The organism is Chryseobacterium sp. OSA05B (assembly GCF_019970065.1).
In the GTDB taxonomy this organism is placed as follows: Bacteria; Bacteroidota; Bacteroidia; order Flavobacteriales; family Weeksellaceae; genus Chryseobacterium.
This window is the reverse complement of sequence record NZ_JAHXYH010000004.1, coordinates 435,475-456,955: the sequence shown is the minus strand read 5'-3', so window position 1 is coordinate 456,955 and position 21,481 is coordinate 435,475. Positions and strand designations below refer to the sequence as shown.

Genomic DNA, 21,481 nt, shown 5'->3' with positions numbered 1-21,481 from the left:
CAATTATACAATATAGAACCAAATAACAAAATATAGAAGATAGAGTGAGAACGTTCATTCTTAATTTTTAATCATTAATTTTAATTATTAAAATCATGAGCAACAGAATATTATTAGTAGAAGACGATCAGAGTTTCGGGGCAGTGCTGAAGGATTATTTAACGATCAATAACTTTGAGGTTACCCTTGCTACAGATGGGGAACAGGGGTTGAAAGAATTTACAGAAAATGAATTTGACATCTGTATTTTTGATGTAATGATGCCAAAAAAAGACGGATTCTCATTAGCGGAAGACGTAAAAAAAATCGATAAAAATACGCCCATCATATTCCTTACGGCAAGAAATATGAGAGAAGATATCCTGAAAGGGTACCAACTGGGAGCGGACGACTATATTACAAAGCCGTTTGATACGGAACTTCTTTTATACAAGATCAAAGCAATCCTGCAGAGAAGCTCTACTTTAGAAAATGAAGAACAGGAGCAGTTCAAGATCAGCAATATTTTCTTCGACTCTATGCTGAGACAGCTGAAAGTAGGTGATAAAGAATACAAACTTTCTCCAAAAGAAAATGAGCTGTTGAAACTTCTTTGTATCCACAGAAATGATTTTATGCCCAGAGATCTGGCGTTGAGAAAGATCTGGAAAAAGGAAAATTACTTTACGGCAAGAAGTATGGACGTGTATATCGCAAAACTTCGTAAGTTATTAAAAGACGACGAAGGATTGGAAATTATCAACGTTCACGGAGAAGGATTCAGGCTTTTGGTTAAAAATTAGTTCTGAATTCAGATTATAAATATAAAATTAGCAAAACAATTGAAAATGTTTTGCTAATTTTGTTTCATACGATTGGATATGAAAAATACATTCTTAGGCGCTATCGCCATCTCTTTACTGGCCGTTTCATGTAATAAAGACGAAAAGGCTACTTATTTAAAAGAAGAAGCCGCTGTTCAACAGCCCAATGTAGCCGTTAACGCAGCGCCTAAAGCTTCCCTGCTGGATCAGGCAGGCGTACAGTCCAATCCAAATCCTGCTCCTATTGCAGCAGCGCCGGGAATCAAGAACCCTCCTCACGGGCAGCCAGGTCACAGATGTGATATCCCTGTCGGACAGCCGCTTAATGTAAGCCCTACAGCTATACAGACGGCTCCCGGCCAAAACCCAAATAACCCTATTAAAATAGATGCCAATTCTATGTCAGCAGGAAAAGCAGTGGTTGACAATAATGCAAAGCAGGTGAAAACTGCTCCAGGCATGAACCCTCCGCACGGACAGCCAGGTCACAGATGTGATATTCCGGTAGGTCAGCCCTTAAGCAGCAAACCAGCACCGGTACCAAACCCAACACCTGCACCACAACCTGTTCAAAGTGCACAAAACGTTCCCGGCCCGGTAACCGCACCAGCTCCAACAGGGCCAAAACCCAAACTGAACCCGGCACATGGAGAACCTTGGCACAACTGTGCATTAAAAGTTGGTGATCCTTTGTCATAATTTTTGTAGTTTTGCAGAGATGAAGCTGTTTCACATTCTTGCAGTTATTTTTTGTCTAGGAATTTTTTTAGTTCCTAAAGACAGCTTCTACTCTCAATCTATGCAGGACACCTGCTGTAAAGCCAAGCCCGAAAAGAGCGATTGCTGCAAAAATCACACTTCAAAAGATAGTAAAGACCGTGATACAAAGTCCTCATGCAATGATGACTGCTGTTCAACGTGCGTTGCATGCTATACGTATATAGAAACACCGTTTTCTAAAGGCTTACATTTCGAACTGTCTTATTACAAAGCCAATAAGAATCCTCAGTTCCAATATTCACCGCCTCATTTATCAGACCGTTTAAAAGAGATCTGGCAACCGCCCAAGATAGGTTAATTCCCAAACAGTGAGTCCGTTAAGTATTTTAATGGACCGTTTATAATTAATCAAAACTTTTAAACAAAATGAAATTATATATTTCCAAGTTTATTCTTGGTCTAATGATCCTGTCTGTACACTTTATATCAGCACAAAACCCACCAAAAAGCCACTTCAAAGTCAAAGGAAACTGCGAGATGTGCCAGACCAGAATAGAAACTGCTGCCAAAAAAGCAGGCGCCAAAACCGCTGTTTATTCAATAGATCTGCAAACTCTAACTCTAGAAACCGACGGTAAAGTTTCTGCAGATGAAATCCTAAAGAAAGTAGCCGATGCCGGTCACGACAATGAAAAATTCAAATCACCGGACAATGCTTATACAGGTCTTCCGGGATGTTGTCATTATGAAAGGGATCTGCAACCTTCTCCCACAGAAACTCATCATCAGCATGCTAAAAACGAAAATGAGTTTTATGTAAAAGGAAATTGTGCTTCCTGTAAAGCCAGAATCGAAAAAGCAGCCAAAACAGCCGGTGCAGATTCAGCAGAATGGAGCGCAGAAAAGCAGACGGTCACTCTACATTTTGACCCTTCAAAAACCTCATCAGATAAGGTTCTGAAAGCTATTGCCGATGCTGGTCATGACAATGAAAAATACAAAACAACGGATGCCGTTTACAAAAACCTTCCGGGATGTTGTCTGTATGACAGAGATATTCCTCTTGGAGAAGCAAACCCGAATGTTCATTTCGAAGAAGGAACAAAGCAGGACGATCACAAAGAACATCAGGCAGCTGCTCAGACCGAAGATCATCAACCGTCTGAAAAAAACATTGAGGGCGTTACCATTACCGGGTCAAAAGCAGCGACTGCATTAAGCAAAAAAGAAGCAGGTCTTGTCTTTAATATCGATAAGAAGGAATTACTAAAAGCAGCTTGCTGTAATCTGTCGGAAAGTTTTGAAACCAACGCCACAGTAGATGTTTCTTTCAGTAATGCCGTTACAGGAACCAAACAGCTGAAAATGCTGGGGCTGGATCAGAAATACACCAGTTTAACGAAGGAGCTTTTACCGGAGATTAGAGGTCTTGCTTCAGCCTATGGACTGAATTTCATTCCCGGAAGATGGATTGAAAGCATTCAGCTGACAAAAGGCGGAAGTACGGTAACAAACGGCTACGAAAGCATCACAGGGCAGATCAATACTGAACTTTTAAAAAATGCTAAAGAACCTGAAACTTCATTAAATATTTTCGCTGACTTCAACGGAAGAGCTGAAGCCAATATCACAAGCGTCTCTCCTATTAACGATAAATGGTCTCAGACCTTTTTACTGCACGGAAACGGAACTTTCGGAGATACGGATATGAATCACGATACTTTCCTGGACAGACCGAAAGGAACACAAATCAACGCAGCGTATCTCCTTAATTATAATGATCTTGAAAAATCAGGATTCGGATCTCATTTTGGAATTAATTTCATCAAGGATGAGAGAACAGCCGGACAGATCGGATTTGATAAAAAGCTTCCTCAGGACGAGCAGGGTGCCTATGGTGTCGGAATTGATATTTCCAGATTTCAGGTTTGGAATAAAACAGGATATGTATTTAAAGGAAAGCCTTACCAGAGTTTAGGCTGGATGAACCAGTATGTCTATCACCAGCAGGACAGCTTTTTCGGACTGAGAAATTATGCCGGGAAGCAACATACCTATTATTCAAATTTAATCTTTGAAAGCATCATCGGAAATACGAATCACAAGTATAAAGCCGGAGCCAGCTTTTTGTATGACGGCTACGAGGAAACGTATTTAAAGGATGACATGAAGAGAAATGAAATCGTTCCCGGAATTTTTGCAGAGTATACTTTAACAGGATTAAAATATACTTTAGTTGCTGGAGCCAGAGCAGATTTTCATAATCTTGCAGGTACTCAGTTTACACCAAGACTTAATTTCAAATATGATTTCACGCCTCAGACCATCTTAAGACTTTCTGCGGGAAGAGGATTCAGAACGGCTAATGTTTTTGCAGAAAACCAACAGTATTTTGCCTCGAACAGAAGTATTCAGATTCTTCAGAACGGTGGAAATATTTACGGATTAAGACCTGAAATTGCGTGGAACTATGGAGCCAGCTTACAGCAGGAATTCAAACTTTTCGGAAGAAAATCTTCTATTGTTGCAGACTTTTTCAGAACAGATTTCCAGGATCAGGTGCTTGTTGATCTTGATCGTTCTCCACAACAGCTGACTTTCTATAATCTGGAAGGGAAATCTTTTGCAAATTCTTTTCAGACGCAATGGGATTTTACGCCTTTAAAGAACTTTGATGTGAGATTGGCTTATAAATATTACGATGTTCAGGCAGATTATATCGATGGCAGAAGAGAAGTTCCTTTCATGGCCAAGCACAGAGGTTTTGTGAATCTTGCCTATGCAACGAATAAAAATAATAATGGAGGATTCTGGAGTTTTGATACGACCCTGAACTGGGTAGGAAAACAGAGACTTCCGGACACGTCAACCAATCCTGCTGAATTCCAGTTACCGGTATATTCTGATTCTTATGCCGTACTGAACGCACAGATTTCAAGGAACTTTAATAAAAAAATAAGAGCTTATTTGGGTGGCGAAAACCTTACGTCTTACTATCAGAAAAATGCCATTGTTGATTTCAGAAATCCTTTTGGAAATTATTTTGATGGCGGGATGGTGTATGCGCCTATTATGAAGGCTAATTTTTATGTGGGTCTTGATGTGACTTTCTAGTTATTCGTTTTTTTTAAACGCAAAGCTGATTTTTTGTAATGTAGATTTGAGTGTAGCAAAGGAGGAATCAACAAGTTGATTTGATGAAGGAGGCTACAAACTGATTACAAACAAACTAGCTAACAAACCTATAAAGTTTATATTCCCCCACAACATAAAACAAAACCCAGCATCGAATCGATGCTGGGTTTACTTTTTATATCATAGAAGATTATCTTCCGAAGTCGTCCTGTACTCTTACAATATCATCTTCATCCGACGGATTGGAAGCATCGGTATGCTGCCAGATTTCAGCGACTACACCCCAACCCTCAAGTCCTATCAGTCTGTGTCTTTCACCCTGCTGAAGCTTGATCTGATCTGTTGGATGGTATTCTTTCAAGTCGCCTTCTTCATCGGTTTTGCTGGTTTTAATTCCAACCGTACCTTCCACTACCTGCCAGATTTCAGCTCTGCGGTGATGGTACTGCCAGCTTAAACGGGCATTCGGGGCAACCACTAAGATTTTAGGACTCAGTTTTCCGCCTATTTTCAGACTTTCTACATCGATTCCGTCAAAATACTGATTGGCAAAATCCTGAGCCTGATTTTCATCGATCACAAAAAAGCCACCCCACGGTCTTGCATCATCTTTTGCCGCAATAGTAAAACCCTGGGTTTCCAGCATTTTTGCTACCTTATCGAATATTTCTGTTTTCTCTGCACTCATAATTTATTCGTGTTCTAAAATTATTTTCAAATATAAAGTTTGTTGATCATTATTCCTTCGACATGGAGTATGGAAAATCTCTTTCCTGTGAGCCTCTTTCTTTATTCGGCTTGCTATCCATCTGGAAGTCCAGTACGGCTCCGTTCATCAGTTCTTTGTGACTGAGCCAGTTTTTTGAATAAGACCGAAGATTTACGTTTAATGATTTAACGTATAGATTTTCAGCACTGTTGGCTGGTGCTTTTATTTCAATTTTCTTACCATTTTCCAGATGAATCACGGCTTCTTTGAAAAGCGGCGCTCCCAAAACATACTGATCTGTGGCCGGCGTTACCGGATAAAATCCTAAGGCTGAGAATACATACCATGCGGAAGTCTGTCCGTTATCTTCATCACCGCAATACCCGTCCGGTGTTGCATAATAAAGCTTATCCATCACCTGTCTTGTCCAGTACTGCGTTTTGTACGGCGCTCCGGCATAGTTGTACAGATAGATCATATGCTGAATCGGCTGGTTTCCGTGGGCATACTGTCCCATATTCATGATCTGCATTTCACGGATCTCGTGGATGACGCTTCCATAATAACTGTCGTCAAACACAGGCGGAAGGGAGAATACCTCATCAAGCTTGGCTTCGAATTTCTTTTTGCCACCCATTAATTTAGATAAACCGTCAATATCCTGGAAAACCGACCAGGTATAATGCCAGCTGTTTCCTTCTGTAAAGGCATCGCCCCATTTAAACGGATTGAATGGCGACTGGAATTTTCCGTCTTTGTTTTTACCACGCATCAAGCCCGTTTCCGGATCAAATACATTTTTATAATTATCTGCTCTTTTTTTATAAATATCAATTTCCGAAGCCGGTTTTCCTAATGCTTTTCCTAACTGATAAATGGCAAAATCGTCGTAAGCATATTCTAAAGTTCTGGCTGCATTTTCATTGATCTTGACATCGTAAGGAACGTAGCCTAAAGTATTATAATATTCTACTCCTCTTCGGCCGACAGCGTCAATCGGGCCCTCGTTATTGGCTCCATGTTTTACGGCCTGCCAAAGGGTTTCCACATCATATCCGCGAAGCCCTTTGATGTATGCATCTGCCACTACAGAAGCTGAATTGTTTCCGATCATAATGTCAGAATATCCCGGACTGCTCCACTCCGGAAGAAATCCTCCCTCCTTGAATGTATTGGCCAAACCTTCCTGCATTTCTACATTGATGCTTGGATAGACCAGATTAAGGAAAGGATACAAAGCTCTGAAAGTATCCCAGAAGCCTGTTCCTGCAAACATTTTCCCATCCAGGATTTTTCCGTTGTAAGGGCTCCAGTGTTTTACTTTGTTCTCAGCATCGATCTCGTAGAGTTTCTGAGGGAAGAACAATGTTCTGTACAGAGAGGAATAAAATGTTCTCATCTGCTGATCTGTTCCGCCTTTCACTTCTATTCTGCCTAAGGTTTTGTCCCAGATATTTTTAGCATCTGCTTTTACCTGTTCAAAATTTCTGCCTGCGATTTCTCTTTTCAGATTGAGCTCTGCCTGCTCGAAACTGATGAATGAAGAGGCCGTTCTTGCATAAACGCTTTCTTTATTTTTTAGTTTAAATCCAACGATTGCTCCTGCGTGATCGCTTGTAATTTCCAACTGATTTTTCACAAAAACGCTGTCTTTCCAGGTCGTCGTTAAATCAAAATCCTTGTCAAACTGGATCACAAAATAGTTTTTGAAATTACTGTATTTCCCTCTGGAATACTTTGTGGTGTACCCCAGGATTTTTCTTTCTTTTGGTAGGATTTTAATGTAGGATCCTTTGTTTAAAGCATCAATCACCACATATGCGCTGTCTGTTTTAGGGAAATCAAATTTGAAAAAAGCAGCTCTTTCTGTTGGAGTAAGCTCTGTCGTCACATTGATATCAGCCAGATAAACGCTGTAGCTGTAAGGTTTTGCATTCTCGGCTTTATGGCTGAACCAGCTTGCACGTTCTTCCTCCTTAAATTTTAGTTTACCCACTCCAGGCATGATGGCAAAAGCCCCGTAATCATTCATCCATGGAGATGGTTGGTGGGTCTGCTTAAAGCCTTTGATTTTATCCGCATCATAGGTATATGCCCATCCGTCACCCATTTTCCCTGTTTGTGGCGTCCAGAGGTTCATTCCCCACGGAAGTCCTATAGCAGGATAGGTATTCCCGTTGGACAGCGACGGCTTGGATTGGGTTCCCATTAAAGGATTGACATAATCCGCAGGCGATATTCCCTGCCCCAGCGCAAAGATATTGAGTACAATAAAAAAAGTTGAAAATAAAGACTTCATGATATCATTTTGTTAATTTATCTGTTGCTTTTCTTCAAAGCATACCCTGCAGCACCCAGAATGGCCGCATCTTCAAAAATAGCGGAAATTTTAATAGGAAGATTGATTTTTTGTGCTTCCAGATGTTGATTTAACCTCTTTTTAAAGTAAGGATAAACTTTTGCAATATTTCCGCCTATGACTAAAACTTCAGGATCATAGTTTCTGACATATTGTACAATAAATTCTGCGAAAGAATCTGCATACTCATCAAACATTTTCGTCTGTATGTCTTCTGGTTGATCCAGCAGGTCTTTCGTTCCTGATATTTCTCCGCCGGTTAGAGCTTTATAATGATTAACGAACCAACGTGTGGCGAGATAATCTTCACAGATAGAATCTTTGAAAGGTGAATCCCACAAATCTTCATCTGACGCTACTTTTCCATCATAAAAAGCCGTCCCCAAGCCTGTTCCCAGGGTAACTCCAAAAATTCTGCTATACTCCCGTACACAGCCACCAAAAACTTCTCCTTCGAGAAAAGCTCCGGCATCATTCACAAAATAAATCTGATCGGCTGAAATGGAAAGTCTTTCGATCAGTTCCTGTTTAATATTAACCTGATACATGTCGATAAATTTCCCCTGCTGCATCAGTGAGATCCCGTTTTCATAATTAAAAGGACCGGGCATGGCTATACCGATAAGAAGTTCACTTTTAACCAAATCATGGGTCACTTTTTCAATGGCAGAGATCCAGGCAGAAAAAATATTTTCCTTTGGCCCGAAAGAATCCACATGTTCTCTCACATATGTAGAACTGATGATTTCGCGCTTCTCTGGATCTACCTGCGCCATGGTAATATGCGAACCGCCAATGTCTATTCCTACTATATTTTGCATTATTCTATGATTTTTTTTCTTTAGTCAGACACTAGATGTCAGACATCAGATATCAGACGAGCATCATTCTAAGATATAAACTCTTTTTTTCTATTAAAACAGACAGACAAGAAAGCCGGTTGGCTCCCTGTCTGCCCATAATAAAATCCCCTAATTTATTTTTACTTTTTATTTGCCTAATGAGGATTACTTTTTTATTCTACAATCACTTTTCCGGAAGACTGTGTCTTGCTGTCTTTTGAATGTATGGTATAGATATAGGTTCCCGCAGATAAATTCTGGCTGCTGATCACCATATCATTTTTATCTATTTTTTTATTGATTATTAATTTTCCTGCCATATCATACAATGTGATTTCGCTGGCAGACTTGTCTTTGATGGTAAAATGGATATCATTTCCTTTTTTAACCGGATTTGGATACACATAACCTATCTGATTTTTTTCCGAAGAAATATCCTGTGTTGACAGAGCAGTACAGGCTACATCTGTTCTCCAGTTGGTATTGGACATCCCGATCAGCGTGGCAAAGTGCGTGTTTGCGGTAGCATCCAGAGCTCCGTTTCCGCTGCCCTCATTCATTCTCCAGTTCGCTTCAAGATTCGGCGAGTTGGCCGGAACGCTGCAGTTGTTGGCAAGAAGTTCTGTTGGAGTTAATGCTCTTTTCCACACTCTGAATTCGTCTAAGAATCCATTAAGGGTTCTGGCATTCTCATAATTTCTGGCCAGATAAAGAATGCCGTTTGCTGTGAAATTACCGGACGCGGAAACACTTGCATCCAAAACACCATTGACATAGATCTTCATTGCAGAGCCGTCATAAGTAGCCGCGATGTGATACCATGTATTGGTGCTGAATGTAGTCACAGAATTCAATTTTATCTGAGAAGATCCGAAGCTTAATATGAACTGCAGCTTATTATTGGCAAGCGTCGCATCTCCGAACCTAAGGATTGCAGAGTTACTGTCTCCCACTTCGATTCCCATTACCGATGAGATATAAGGAAATCCCGTTTTGAATGCATTTACTTTTACCCATCCTTCGAAAGTTAAGGCATTTCCGGTAAGGTTAAACTGTCCTGCATTCAGATAATGAGTACTTCCATTGAATGATAGTGATCTGGCACCAGGGCTCTGTACGGGTGCGAATCCACTGTTGAACGCTGATTCTCCCGAATATACGCTGTTATTTGTTCCACCGCACACAGCCTGTACTTTCCATACATAATTTGTGTTTTCCGTTAAAGCCGGTAGTGTATAAGAATTCGTTGCTATATTTGGAACATCTGTCCAGGTTGCTGCTGCGGATGTTTTATACTGTAAATTGTAAGAAGAAGCAGTGGCTACTGCATCCCATGATAATTTAGTCGTAGTTCCCAGATAGCTTTCTGACTTCATTCCTGATGGAGTTCCGCATGCACTCCCGGAATTAAAACGGGGCGCAAAAAGGTAAGTACTTTTTATGGTGGTAGAACAATTCGACTGTATTCTCCAGTCATATTCAGTATTCAGGGTAAGATTACTGATGATGGTATTATTTCCTGACAGATTGGTGGCTGCATTCACCCAAGTAGTTGAATTTGCTGGCTTGTAATCAATATTGTAGGTTTGGGAAGCATTCCCTGCCCAGTTTAATTTCGCTGAAGTTCCTGTGGTATTCGTCACTTCAAGGCCTAATGGCGGATTGCAGGTATCTCCCTGAGTCCAGGAATAAAGCTGGCCGCTAAGGACTGTATTTTCATTGTATAGAATATTGGATCCGGTACTCAGGTAGCTGGCGTTGTTAGCCGCATTAAGATCATACCACATAAACACTCCATAGTTATCATTCATTGTATTGGTGGCAAGCGTCGTAAGTGTAGCCGGAGAAGTTGACTGCGGATTACTGTTCTGTATCCAGGTCGCCGCCGCTGAAAGCTTGGTGTTATTAAGTGGCGGTACTGAAGGAGCACTATACGTTCCATAATACGGGTTCCAGGCATAATTGATATAATTTCCGGCTGCATCGCCATTGTAACTTTGTCTTGATATCGCCGGGCCAATGTAATAAAACGTGATCAGCTTATCCGGCATGGCTAATTTAAGTTCCTGCAAGAGCATAACAAAAGAACTGTTGTTCGGCTGTCCTGTCCCGTTATTTCCATAGCCTGCATATTCGTCATCTAAATCAACGCCATCAAGACCATAGGTGTAAACGGTATGGGCAATCTGCTGGGCAAAATCACGGGCCGCTTCACGATTCGGTAAATTAGAGATTCCCGCTCCCTGGTGGTTTCCTAAAATATCCAGCAAAACTTTAATCCCTTTTTGTTGCAAAGGTCGTACGTACGTATTGACGTCATTCAACACCTTGGTTACGTTGTTATTACTTGAAATGTAAGCTCTGCTTTTGGAAACATCGTAATTGATGTTCGCAGCAAAAATAATGGCGACGTCAAAAAGCTGTCTGTTCGTGTTCTGTAATGTATAAGATCCTGCATTCAGCATATTGCTGTTATTCACTTCCACATAGCATACGCCCAAAGGATTGAGCTGCTGTGCGTGAAGTCCGGATGCCGCTTGAATGACCAGTGCGATCAGGGCAGTAAGAATGGATTTTTTTCTCATAGTCTATTCATTTTAATGGTCGGTAAAATCATCGGGACGAAGCCCGATGACTGCTGTTTTTATTTTATAATTAGTTTTTCTGTCTGCTTCAAACCTCCGTCCGGAGATTCAAACTGAATGATATAATTACCCATCGAAAGTTTCGACAGATTGTACTGGTGATCTCCGGACTGTAACGCCTGGGTTTCTACAACACCTCCATTAAAATTATAAACCGATAATTTTCCTCTATTGTATTCTTCCGGAACAGAAACCGTAAGCGGTGCAGATGACCCCAAAGGATTCGGGTACAATCTGATCTGCTTTTTGGCGGCTATCTGCTCCAGATCTTTCTTTTTATTTTTTGCATTCGACGAGGCCTTTTGAATACCTGTCGAACATGGTAGATCTGTTCCCCAATTGGACGCATCCACCCCTGTCAGTGTTAATGTAATTCCGTTCCCTGAACCGTCCTGAACTGTTGAACCACTTCCTTCATTAAATTTCCAGTAGGCAGCAAGAGAAGTAGCCGGAAGCGTTACATTACACATTTTCTGGCTGATTTCTGTCTGGGTCAATGCTCTTTTCCAAACTCGGAACTCATCTATTTTACCCTGAAAATTACGTGAACTATCATATGCGTAGCCTACACTAAACGTTCCATTGGAAGTAATGCTTCCTGTTTGAGATCTGCTGGCATCAAGAACGCCGTTAATGTAAAGTTTCATCGCAGAACCGTCATACGTTGCAGCAACATGATACCATGTATTGGCATTTAATGCTATAGTACCTGCCAGTTTCTGTGATACATTGTTGATACTGATCACAAACTGAAGCTTGTTATTGGCAAGACTGGCATCACCTAAACGTAAAAGAGCAGAATTTCCTGTACTGACCTCTGTTCCCATAATTGACGAGATATAAGGAAAGCCTGATTTAAAAGATGAAGGTTTGATCCAGCCTTCGAAAGATAATGCTGACCCGCTTAAATTCATACTCCCAGCTGAGCCGGATTCGCTGGTCCCGTCTAATGAAAGCGATGTTGATCCGGATGGAACTGTTCCGCCCACACTTTTGAATCTCGGAGCGAAAATATAGGTGCTTTTAACGCTGCAATTCGTTCTGACCCTCCAGTCATACTCCGAATTAGCAGTCAATCCGGATATCGTAACGGATGTAGTCGCAGTAGCCGTTGCCGCATTAGTCCATGTGGTAGCTGATGCTAATTTATAATCTACATCATAGGTATTGGTTCCTACGGCAGACCAGTTTAGTTTTGCACTTGTTCCGGTAAGGTTACTGGTAAATAATCCTATGGGTGCATCACAATTGGCTCCCTGCGTCCATGATTGTAAAGGAGTACTTAAAACTGTCTGCTGTCCATATAACGTTTGAGTTCCGGCAGAAAGCTGCGCTGTTTCATTGGTTCCGTGAAGATCATACCAAAGGAACAGTCCGTATGCGCCGGTTTTAGTCTGATTGGCTAAACTTGTTGTTGTAGCATTAGAAGTATTTCCCATCCAGACTGCTGCAGGAGAGATCTGTGCTTTCGTAAGAGGAGGAACATTAGGGGCGGAAAAAGTTCCATATGTAGCGTTCCAGCTGTAGTTGATATGATCCCCTACTCTCAATCCGTTCCAGGAAAGTCTTGAAGCAGCGGGACCATAATAATAAAATGATATGATTTTATCCGGAAGCAATGCTCTTAATTCCTGAACAAGCATGACAAAAGAGCTGTCATTGGGCTGACCTGTTCCGTTTTGCCCGTAATCTGAGTATTCATCATCAAAATCAATTCCGTCCAGACCGTAAGTATTTACCGTATGGGCAAGCTGCTGTGCGAAATCGCGGGCTGCTTCACGGGTTGGAAAATTACAGAAACCTGCTCCCTGATGATTTCCAAGAATCGTTAAAACCACTTTCATCCCTTTATCCTGAAGCGGTTTTATATACGTGTTGGCATTGGTGAGTACCTTGGTCACGTTGTTATTACTGCTCAGATAAGCTCTTCCCCGGGCAGCATCGTAATTGATATTGGCAGCAAAAATATTCACGACATTAAACAGATAATTACCCGATGTCTGCAGCTTATAGGCCCCGGCATTCAGGATATTATTGTTGTTTACCTCCACATAGCATATTCCCGTAGGGTTAAGCTGCTGTGCATTCAATACAGGTATTGCATGAACGATCAGTAAGATCAATGTAGTAATGGCTTTTTTCATAATGTTTTTTTTAAGTTATTTTGATGTATTTATATCTATTCATTCTCTCTCAAAAAGAAGAAAATGATCAGCTACGGACTGAGAATTTCGTAAGGTTATCCCTCAATGAATTCTTTGTAAAACACTGCAACTAAAAAAACGGGAATAAAGGGCATTCTGCCACCTTCTGCAAAATATCGAGTCTAAGTCAGTAAATCTTGATTCTCGTTAAAGGTTTTCCATAACAGTTCTCCGAATAATGTATTGGCCCACGCAAACCATTCACGGGTAAACTTTTTATCATTGTCTTTATGGAAGGACTCATGCATAAAGCCTGTTCCTCCATGGGTTTTCTGTAAAGTGTCTATACACCATTTGATTTCCTTTCTGTCTTTTGTCGTAAGGGCTTTCATAATGATGCTCATGGGCCAGATCATATCAAGACCGATGTGCGGTCCGCCGATTCCTTCTGCCAGTTTTCCTTTGAAAAAGAACGGATTATCCTGTGACCAGACATAATTTCTGGTATTTACATAAACAGGATCGTCAGCTTTTACGGCACCCAGATAAGGAAGACCTAAAAGGCTTGGACAATTGGCATCATCCATTAAATTATAACTACCGAATCCATTGGTTTCGAAAGCATAAATCTTTCCATATTGAGGGTGATCATAGATTCCGTATTTCTTGATAGCGGCGTCTACCTCATCAGCCAGGCTATTTAACTGCTGGGCTAAAGCTTTTTCGTTTTTAATTTGTGAAACCATTTCTGCTGCCTGACGTAAACTCACGACCGCAAATAAATTGGAAGGAATAAGGAAAGCATAGATGGTAGCATCATCACTCGGACGGAACATAGAGTTGATCAATCCTACAGGTTTTGTCGGATAACCATAACCTCCCATCGGAATTCCGTCTGTAGCCCAAGCGGTTGTACGCTCAAATTGATATGGACCTAAACCTGTTTTTCTCTGCTGCTCTATGAAAGTCTGTAAAGTCAGTTTAATTCCCTTTAACCAATTGTTATCAAAAGGTTTTGTATCTCCGGTAGTTTTCCAGAAGTGGTAAGCCAAACGGATTGGGTAGCATAATGAATCGATCTCCCATTTTCTTTCGTGGGTGCCGGGTTTCATATCCGTATGATCGTATTCTTTCCACTTGCTTATTTTATTGTTATCATTATAAAAAGCATTGGCATAAGGATCTTTCAGGATGAATTCAGTCTGTTTGTGAATGACTCCGGAGATCAGCTTGTGAAGTTTTTCATCCTTCTTTGAGAACTGCAGGTATGGGAAAACCTGTGCAGAACTGTCGCGAAGCCACATGGCATCTATATCTCCTGTAATGACGTAAGTGTCCGGAGTTCCATTAATTTCTTTATAAAAAACGGTGGTATCTAAAGTATTGGGAAAGCAGTTTTCAAATAGCCACGACAGCTCTTTATTTTTCACTTTCTTTTTAAAAGCTTCAATCGCACTTTCTACCGCTTCACTCGTAAAATGTCTTTTATCTTTCGGAACGCGGACTACAGGAAAATTTTCTGTGCTCAACGTTTTTGCGAAAACATTTTGAGTAAACATCAGTCCTGCTCCTGCCAGTGCACTTGTCTTTATAAACTTTCTCCTTTCCATTATACTTTTATATTTCGTTATTGTTTGATCTATTTTACTGGCTTGCTTCCCATTACAAATTTCAGCTCGCCCCCATTCATAATATCACTGTGATTGATTTCCCAGCTCTTGAATTCTTTTCCGTTCAGGAACATTTTCTGAACGTAGATATTTTTATCCGAGATCTTATCTGCGGTTACCGTAAAGGTTTTTCCATTCTCCAGTTTTAAGGCTACTTTCGGAAACTGTGGTGCACCAATAGCGTATACTGGTTTCCCCGGAGTCACAGGATAGAATCCTAATGAAGAGAAAATATACCAGGCAGACATCTGACCGCAGTCTTCATTATTGACAATTCCGTCCGGTTTTGCCGCATACATATTATCCCTTATGAATTTGACCATTTTCTGGGTTTTGTAAGGAGCTCCTGCATAGTTGTACAGATAAGGAACATGATGTCCCGGCTCATCACCGAATCCCAGAGAACCGATGAATCCTGAAATATCCACGTGCTGCTCACCGAGCATTTTAAGTTCTTCGGTAAATGTTTTGTCCAGTTTTTCTTCAAATCCTTTTTTTCCTCCGTATAAATTCATCATTTCATCGATCTGATGAGGAACGAAGAAATCATACGCCCAGATATTTCCGGACACCCAGTGTGGCTGAAGTTTTTTCCAGTCGTTTAAAGTAAAATCCGGTAAAAATTCTCCGTTTTTCTGCTTTGGCCAGAAATGATTATTTTCTTTGTTGAAGGTGTTGAGGAAGCTCATAGAACGTTTTTTATACACTTCCGCCTCTTCTTTTTTACCTAATTTTTCAGCAAGCTGCTGAATGCACCAATCGTCATACGCATATTCCAGCGTTGCAGAAACTGAAGCTCCGTTTTCTGATGGTGTGTACCCTAATTTGATATAATCATTAAGACCGCCACCTCCATCGCTACTGCTCATTTTGTCCGTTAAGGAAGCATCTTTCATAGCGGCAAATGCTTTCTCCTGATCAATTCCCGGTACCCCTTTGGAAATAGCGTCCCAGATCACCGAAACACTGTGGTATCCGAGCATACAGAAGTTATCGTATCCACACAATTCCCAGATAGGCATGTGATCTTTACGGTCTGTGTATCTGCTGATCAGAGAGTTGGCAAATTCTTTTGTGTGTTTCTGATCCATAATGGTCAGCAAAGGGTGTGTTGCTCTGAAACCGTCCCAGTAGGAATACGTACTGTAGTTCGTAAACCATTTGGTATTCATATTTTCCTGAGCGGCTACATAATCTCCATTAGTATCCATATACAAATTAGGCGCAATGAATGTGTGATACACTCCGGTATAGAAAATTTTTCTCTGGTCATCCGTACCGCCGGTCACCTGAAATCTGTTGATAAGATCTCTCCACGTATTCTGAGCCGTTTCTTTAGCTTGTGCAAAATTCACGTTCTTAGCTTCGGCATCAAAGTTTTCCTGAGCACCTTCCGTACTTACGGGAGATAAGGAAACTTTTACTTCAATGCTTTCATTCTCCTCAGTTGAAAATCTCACAAAAGCTTTGGCATCTTTAGCAAGGGCAATTTTTTCGTTCTCTTTTAATTTTCCTTCAGAATAAGTTCCATAGGATTTAAACGGCTTTGAAAATTCCATCACGAAATAAGCAAAACGTTTTCCGCCCCAGCCATTGCTGTAGCAATATCCTTTGATTTTATTGTTTCCTTCTACACTTACAAGGGTATGGTAAATATTCCCGAAGATTTTATTAGTAGGATCAATGATGACATTGGATTCCTCACTCTTTGGGAAAGTATATTTATGGAAACCCACTCTCGGAGAAGCGGTCAGCTCGGCTTTAATTCCGTAGCTGTCCAACATCACGGAATAATATCCCGGTGAAGCGGTTTCTTTGTCGTGACTGAATGTAGAACGGTAACCACTTTCCGGTTTGTCTTCCGAACCCGGAAGCATCTTTATTTTCCCTACTGTGGGCATTACTAAAATATCTCCAAGATCTGCCCAGCCTGTTCCGCTGAGATGATTATGACTGAATCCCATGATGGTTTTACTGCTGTAATGATACCCAGAACACCAGTCCCAGTCGCCACTTTTGGTATTCTGATCCGGACTGAGCTGGATCATTCCAAAAGGGGTCGTCGCTCCGGGAAATGTATGGCCGTGCCCTCCCGTTCCGATGAAAGGATCTACCCATGAAAGGACATCATCCTTTCTTTGCTGGGCATTTCCCACATGAGAAAACAGGATCATTGATAAAAATATAAGCAGTTCTTTTTTCATAATCATAATAGGGAAATCTTAAAAATTTCTCAAGATAGGAGTTTATTTAACAATATAAAAACCGAAACAATGATTTCAACAAGCAGGAAAATAAAGTTGACCGGCATATTTTTTATATTTTGAATCAGCCTACAGCGAATTCTTTTTCATAAAGTCAATAATTTCAGAAATATATCCAAAAGCAATAGCCACAACGGTATCCGCTGCTCCATAATATACAGTTACCTTATCTCCTTCTGAAAGGGCAGCACACGGGAAAACTACATTAGGAATATCTCCCGTAAGTTCATACAGTTCTGCCGGAGCAAGTAGATAAGGTTTCGTTCTGTACAATACTTTTGACGGATCTTCAAGGTCCAGCAGCGATGCTCCCATAGAATAGCGGAACCCCCTGCAGGTATTGATGACTCCATGATAGAAAAGTAACCATCCTTCATCCGTTTTAATTGGAACAGGTCCAGCTCCTATCTTTGTGCACTGCCAAGCACTGTCTTCAAACGGCGCTACTTTCATTACGCAACGGTGCTCGCCCCAGTATTTCATATCCGGACTGTAGCTGATATAGATATCTCCGAAAGGAGTATGCCCGTTATCGCTAGGTCTGCTCAGCATGGCATATTTACCATCTATTTTCTCAGGGAAAAGAACTCCGTTTCTGTTGAAGGGAAGGAATGCATTTTCACACTGAAAGAATTCTTTAAAATCAAAAGTATAGGCTATTCCGATAGTCGGGCCATGATATCCGTTGCACCATGTGATCCAGTACCGGTCTTCTATAAAGGCAACACGGGGGTCGTATTTATAGTCAGATTCTATCATTTCAGTATTTCCGGCTTTCATATCAATAGGATCATGATTGATCTCCCAATTGATCCCATCCTTACTGAAACCTGCAAAAATATTCATCTGCACGGCTTTATTATCGCAACGGAAAACTCCCGCGAACCCATCTTCAAAAGGAACCACCGCACTGTTAAAAATGCTGTTGGACGTAGGTATTGCATATCTGTTGATGATCGGATTTGCAGAGTAACGCCACATGATATCCCGGCTGTCTCCCGGACGATCCTGCCAAGGGATCTTTGCTGGTTGAAATGTCATAAAGTATTTTTACTTTTATTTGTATGTTTAATGAATGATTTAGTGTTCTTTCGGCTGATCAGGATAAGAGAACGGAACAAGCAATGTCACTACAAAAGCCGGTATGGTAGCGATGAGTACCCAGATAAAGAACATTTTGTATCCTATCCAGTCGCTGATCATTCCGCTGAACATTCCGGGAATCATTACACCAAGGTTCATAATCCCGGTTGCAAAAGCATAGTGAGCGGTTTTATGTTCACCCGGTGCGATCTGCTGCATGATGTAGAGCATCAGTCCTACAAAACCGAATCCATAGCCAAAATATTCCACCACCACGGCAATTCCTACCGTAAGCAGTTCTGTTGGCTGGAAATAGGCCAGTAATGCATACACCACAAATGGAATATTAAAGGCTGAACACAGCCAGATCAGAGATCTTTTCAGTCCTCTGGCAGCAATGAAATAACCGGCCAGCACAGATCCTAAAATAAATGCAGCTGAACCGTAGGTTCCATAAATAAGTCCAATATCTGATGTAGACAATCCCAATCCGCCTGACGTCCTCGGAGCTTTGAAAAATAAAGGAGCAATTTTTATCGCAAATCCTTCCGCAAAACGGTACAGGATAATGAACAATACGGCCCACATGATGTTTTTCTTTTTAAAGAAAGAGATGATGACTTCCAACAGCTCTTTACGGACATTTCCTGCTTTTCTGATTTCTTTTTCCTGTCTATTTTCTTTCGGTAAAACAGCGTAATGGTAAATGGCTAACAAAAAAAACAGAAGGCCATAAATACCCATGATGATCATCCAGGCATTGACAACTCCTTTTGTTTTTTCTAAAACGCCTGCAAAATAAACCAGAACCCCACTGCTTATGATTTTGGCCAAATTATAGAAAGCTCCCTGCCAGCCAATGTATTTTGCCTGTTCTTTATTCGTTAAAAAATTGATGTAGGTCCCGTCCGCAGCAATGTCATGCGTAGCTCCACAAAATGCGACCACCGCAAAAAGGGCAATGCTGTATTTAAAAAAATCAGGCAGAGGAAGCGTTAAGGCAACCAAAGCAAACAGAATTCCTATAGCAAACTGAGTCGCAACAACAAAGAACTTTTTTGTCTTATAGATCTCCAGAAAAGGGCTCCAGAGAGGTTTTAAGGTCCAGGAAAACATAATAAGTGCTGTCCAGAATGTAATTTTGGAATCTGAAACCCCCATATCCTTGTACATAATTCCGGAAACCGCATTAATGGTCACAAAGGGTATTCCCATTGCAAAATATAATGTGGAGATCCAGAGGATCGGTTTTACTGAGCGAGTTTCAGACTTGTTGTTTCCCATATTCAAATTAAAATAGTAAAGCAAAGAGGGCCTCTCAAAAGGGTCATTCCGGATTGAAACGAAACTAAAATTGAAGAATTCTGAAACAAATGTTTTAAGAAATTTCTCCTTCCGGAATGAAAAAAAAACCAAATTAAATCTGACTTTTGAGTGGCCTCTATATCTTTATCTTTGATCTGCTTAAAATTATTACTTTTTATCCCACCAAAGCTTGGTTCCTCCGGTGTCTGTTCCTCCAATATATTGAAGGGCCTGAGCATAATTCAGCGTATTATTTCGGTATTTGGTTGGAATCGGGATTCTTCTGATCATAGCATCCGTGCTGATTGTCCCCTGGCTGTCATTCAATACATTTTTGAAAATGATCGGATAGCCGGTTCTTCTCTGTTCTGCCCATGCTTCAGATCCGTCCGGATAGATAGCGATCCATTTTTGAGTCATGATTCTTTCCAGTTTTCTTTCGAAAGAATCACCTTCGTTCCATTTAATGGTAATGGTACTCAGCATCGGATTTCCTGCCAAAATACTGTTTGAAGAATTTTTAGTATCAATATACGGGGCTTCTTTAGAAACTGCATCATCTACATAAGTAGCATAGGATCCGCTTTTTCCCCATTCTGCAAATGACATTTCAATTCCTTTGTTGTAATTAGTTCCGGCATCACCGGCTCCTGCATAACCTCTGATGGCTGCTTCAGCTTTTAGAAACCAACCTTCAGCTGCTGTGAACAATTTATTTCTTCCATTGCCTGCTGAAAAATAATCTCCTGTTGCAGCTGCTGCAATTGGCTGTGAGAAATCGCCATAGCGGTCTTTACTGCCGCCCATATCAACACCCTGTCTAACGCCGATATACTGCCCGGCTACAGTAGGGTCGGTGGCCGGCTTAGCATAAGCGGATCTTCTTGGATCATTGAATCCGTTCATAAATGCCATTAAAGGAGCTCCTATTTTACAATCTCCCCAAGAATAAATAATATCGTTAAGCGGAGATGCAGCCCCATAATTGACCAGAGCATTTTCCATATTGTCACTTATAATTCCAACAGACGATGATAAAGCCTGTTCTGCATACAATCTGGATTTTCCAGGATCGGCATAGCTGATACGCAAAGCATATCTCAGCTTTAGTGAATTGGCTAATTTTGCCCAATTTAAGGAGCTTCCCGCAAACAGCAGATCTGATTTTTTCAGTACCGCCTTATCTTCTGTTCCAATAGTCGTCTGAAGAGCAGAGATTGCTGCATCTAAATCGGTAACAAAATAATTATAGGCATCCTGCTGAGAATCAAAATCGGTGATTCCTGTTGTGGTGTTCGGGAATTCGAATTTACTGTAAATAACAGGTCCGTGAGCATCCGATACTTTTTGTGCTGCCACTATTCTTAAGATAGAAAGTATGGCTAAAGAATGTGAAAAATTCACCCCTGCATAATTTTTTGCCGCTATGGTTTTGAAGTTTTTATACTGTTGATTGACATCTTCCAACTGATTCATCATCACCCTTTCATTCCAGCCATCCATCATAAAATAGGTGGTATTATTTCTTCCGCCATTATAAGGTGTTGCCGTACTGAATAATCCACTGTACATATCTGCATTCAGGTTGGTTTGCAGTTGGTATATCCAGTTGGTAGGGCTTTGAATGTTTTTCTGCATTTGCTTCATTGGATTAGTAAGCAATAAGAAATCGGCATTCAATTGTTCCGTTCCCAAACCTTCAGAACTTTTGGAGTCTATGTCTGCAAAATCATCGGTGCAGCTTGCTACTGAAAGAAATAATGCAGATACTGTAATTAATATTTTAATATTCATTTTCTGAG

At 40.9% G+C, this 21,481-nt stretch carries 13 protein-coding genes; 3 read left to right on the top strand and 10 right to left on the bottom strand.

Translation table 11 applies throughout. The features are described 5' to 3' along the window. Positions 1-95: 95 nt before the first annotated feature. The 3 genes from LC419_RS17765 to LC419_RS17755 all read left to right on the top strand — a co-directional run bounded on the left by LC419_RS17765 (position 96) and on the right by LC419_RS17755 (position 4,637). Positions 96-782 (top strand): response regulator transcription factor, encoded by a 687-nt coding sequence (locus LC419_RS17765; RefSeq protein WP_002982671.1) that lies wholly within the window; start codon positions 96-98, stop codon positions 780-782. 78 nt (positions 783-860) lie between these two features. Next, on the top strand, positions 861-1,502 hold the full coding sequence (locus LC419_RS17760; RefSeq protein ID WP_223608617.1) for a hypothetical protein: 642 nt from the start codon (positions 861-863) through the stop codon (positions 1,500-1,502). Between the two features lie 447 nt (positions 1,503-1,949). Beyond that, entirely contained in the window at positions 1,950-4,637 is a 2,688-nt protein-coding gene (locus LC419_RS17755; RefSeq protein WP_223608616.1) for a TonB-dependent receptor, read from the top strand. A gap of 211 nt (positions 4,638-4,848) precedes the next feature. On the opposite strand, the gene LC419_RS17750 is transcribed toward LC419_RS17755, so the two are convergent. The 10 genes from LC419_RS17750 to LC419_RS17705 all read right to left on the bottom strand — a co-directional run bounded on the left by LC419_RS17750 (position 4,849) and on the right by LC419_RS17705 (position 21,473). Beyond that, positions 4,849-5,346 carry a phosphoheptose isomerase gene (locus LC419_RS17750; RefSeq protein ID WP_223608615.1) on the bottom strand — a complete coding sequence of 166 codons (498 nt, stop codon included), beginning with the start codon at positions 5,344-5,346 and terminating at the stop codon, positions 4,849-4,851. 49 nt (positions 5,347-5,395) lie between these two features. Beyond that, a complete protein-coding gene (locus LC419_RS17745) occupies positions 5,396-7,666 on the bottom strand; it encodes a GH92 family glycosyl hydrolase (protein WP_223608614.1) in 2,271 nt (756 codons plus the stop codon). Between the two features lie 17 nt (positions 7,667-7,683). Next, complete coding sequence (locus LC419_RS17740) at positions 7,684-8,547, bottom strand: ROK family protein (RefSeq protein ID WP_223608613.1); 864 nt, start codon at positions 8,545-8,547, stop codon at positions 7,684-7,686. Positions 8,548-8,741: 194 nt separating this feature from the next. Beyond that, positions 8,742-11,153 carry an endo-beta-N-acetylglucosaminidase H gene (locus LC419_RS17735; RefSeq protein WP_223608612.1) on the bottom strand — a complete coding sequence of 804 codons (2,412 nt, stop codon included), beginning with the start codon at positions 11,151-11,153 and terminating at the stop codon, positions 8,742-8,744. Between the two features lie 59 nt (positions 11,154-11,212). Further along, a complete protein-coding gene (locus tag LC419_RS17730) occupies positions 11,213-13,357 on the bottom strand; it encodes an endo-beta-N-acetylglucosaminidase H (protein WP_223608611.1) in 2,145 nt (714 codons plus the stop codon). 182 nt (positions 13,358-13,539) lie between these two features. Beyond that, entirely contained in the window at positions 13,540-14,967 is a 1,428-nt protein-coding gene (locus tag LC419_RS17725) for a glycoside hydrolase family 125 protein (RefSeq protein ID WP_223608610.1), read from the bottom strand. 29 nt (positions 14,968-14,996) lie between these two features. Continuing rightward, positions 14,997-17,231, bottom strand: a complete 2,235-nt coding sequence (locus LC419_RS17720; RefSeq protein WP_223608609.1) for a GH92 family glycosyl hydrolase — start codon at positions 17,229-17,231, stop codon at positions 14,997-14,999. 129 nt (positions 17,232-17,360) lie between these two features. Next, positions 17,361-18,332, bottom strand: coding sequence for a glycoside hydrolase family 130 protein (locus tag LC419_RS17715; RefSeq protein ID WP_223608608.1), 972 nt, complete (start codon positions 18,330-18,332; stop codon positions 17,361-17,363). A 39-nt stretch (positions 18,333-18,371) separates the two neighbouring features. Then, complete coding sequence (locus tag LC419_RS17710) at positions 18,372-19,658, bottom strand: MFS transporter (protein ID WP_223608607.1); 1,287 nt, start codon at positions 19,656-19,658, stop codon at positions 18,372-18,374. A 189-nt stretch (positions 19,659-19,847) separates the two neighbouring features. Then, positions 19,848-21,473 carry a SusD/RagB family nutrient-binding outer membrane lipoprotein gene (locus tag LC419_RS17705; RefSeq protein WP_223608606.1) on the bottom strand — a complete coding sequence of 542 codons (1,626 nt, stop codon included), beginning with the start codon at positions 21,471-21,473 and terminating at the stop codon, positions 19,848-19,850. Positions 21,474-21,481 lie beyond the last annotated feature (8 nt).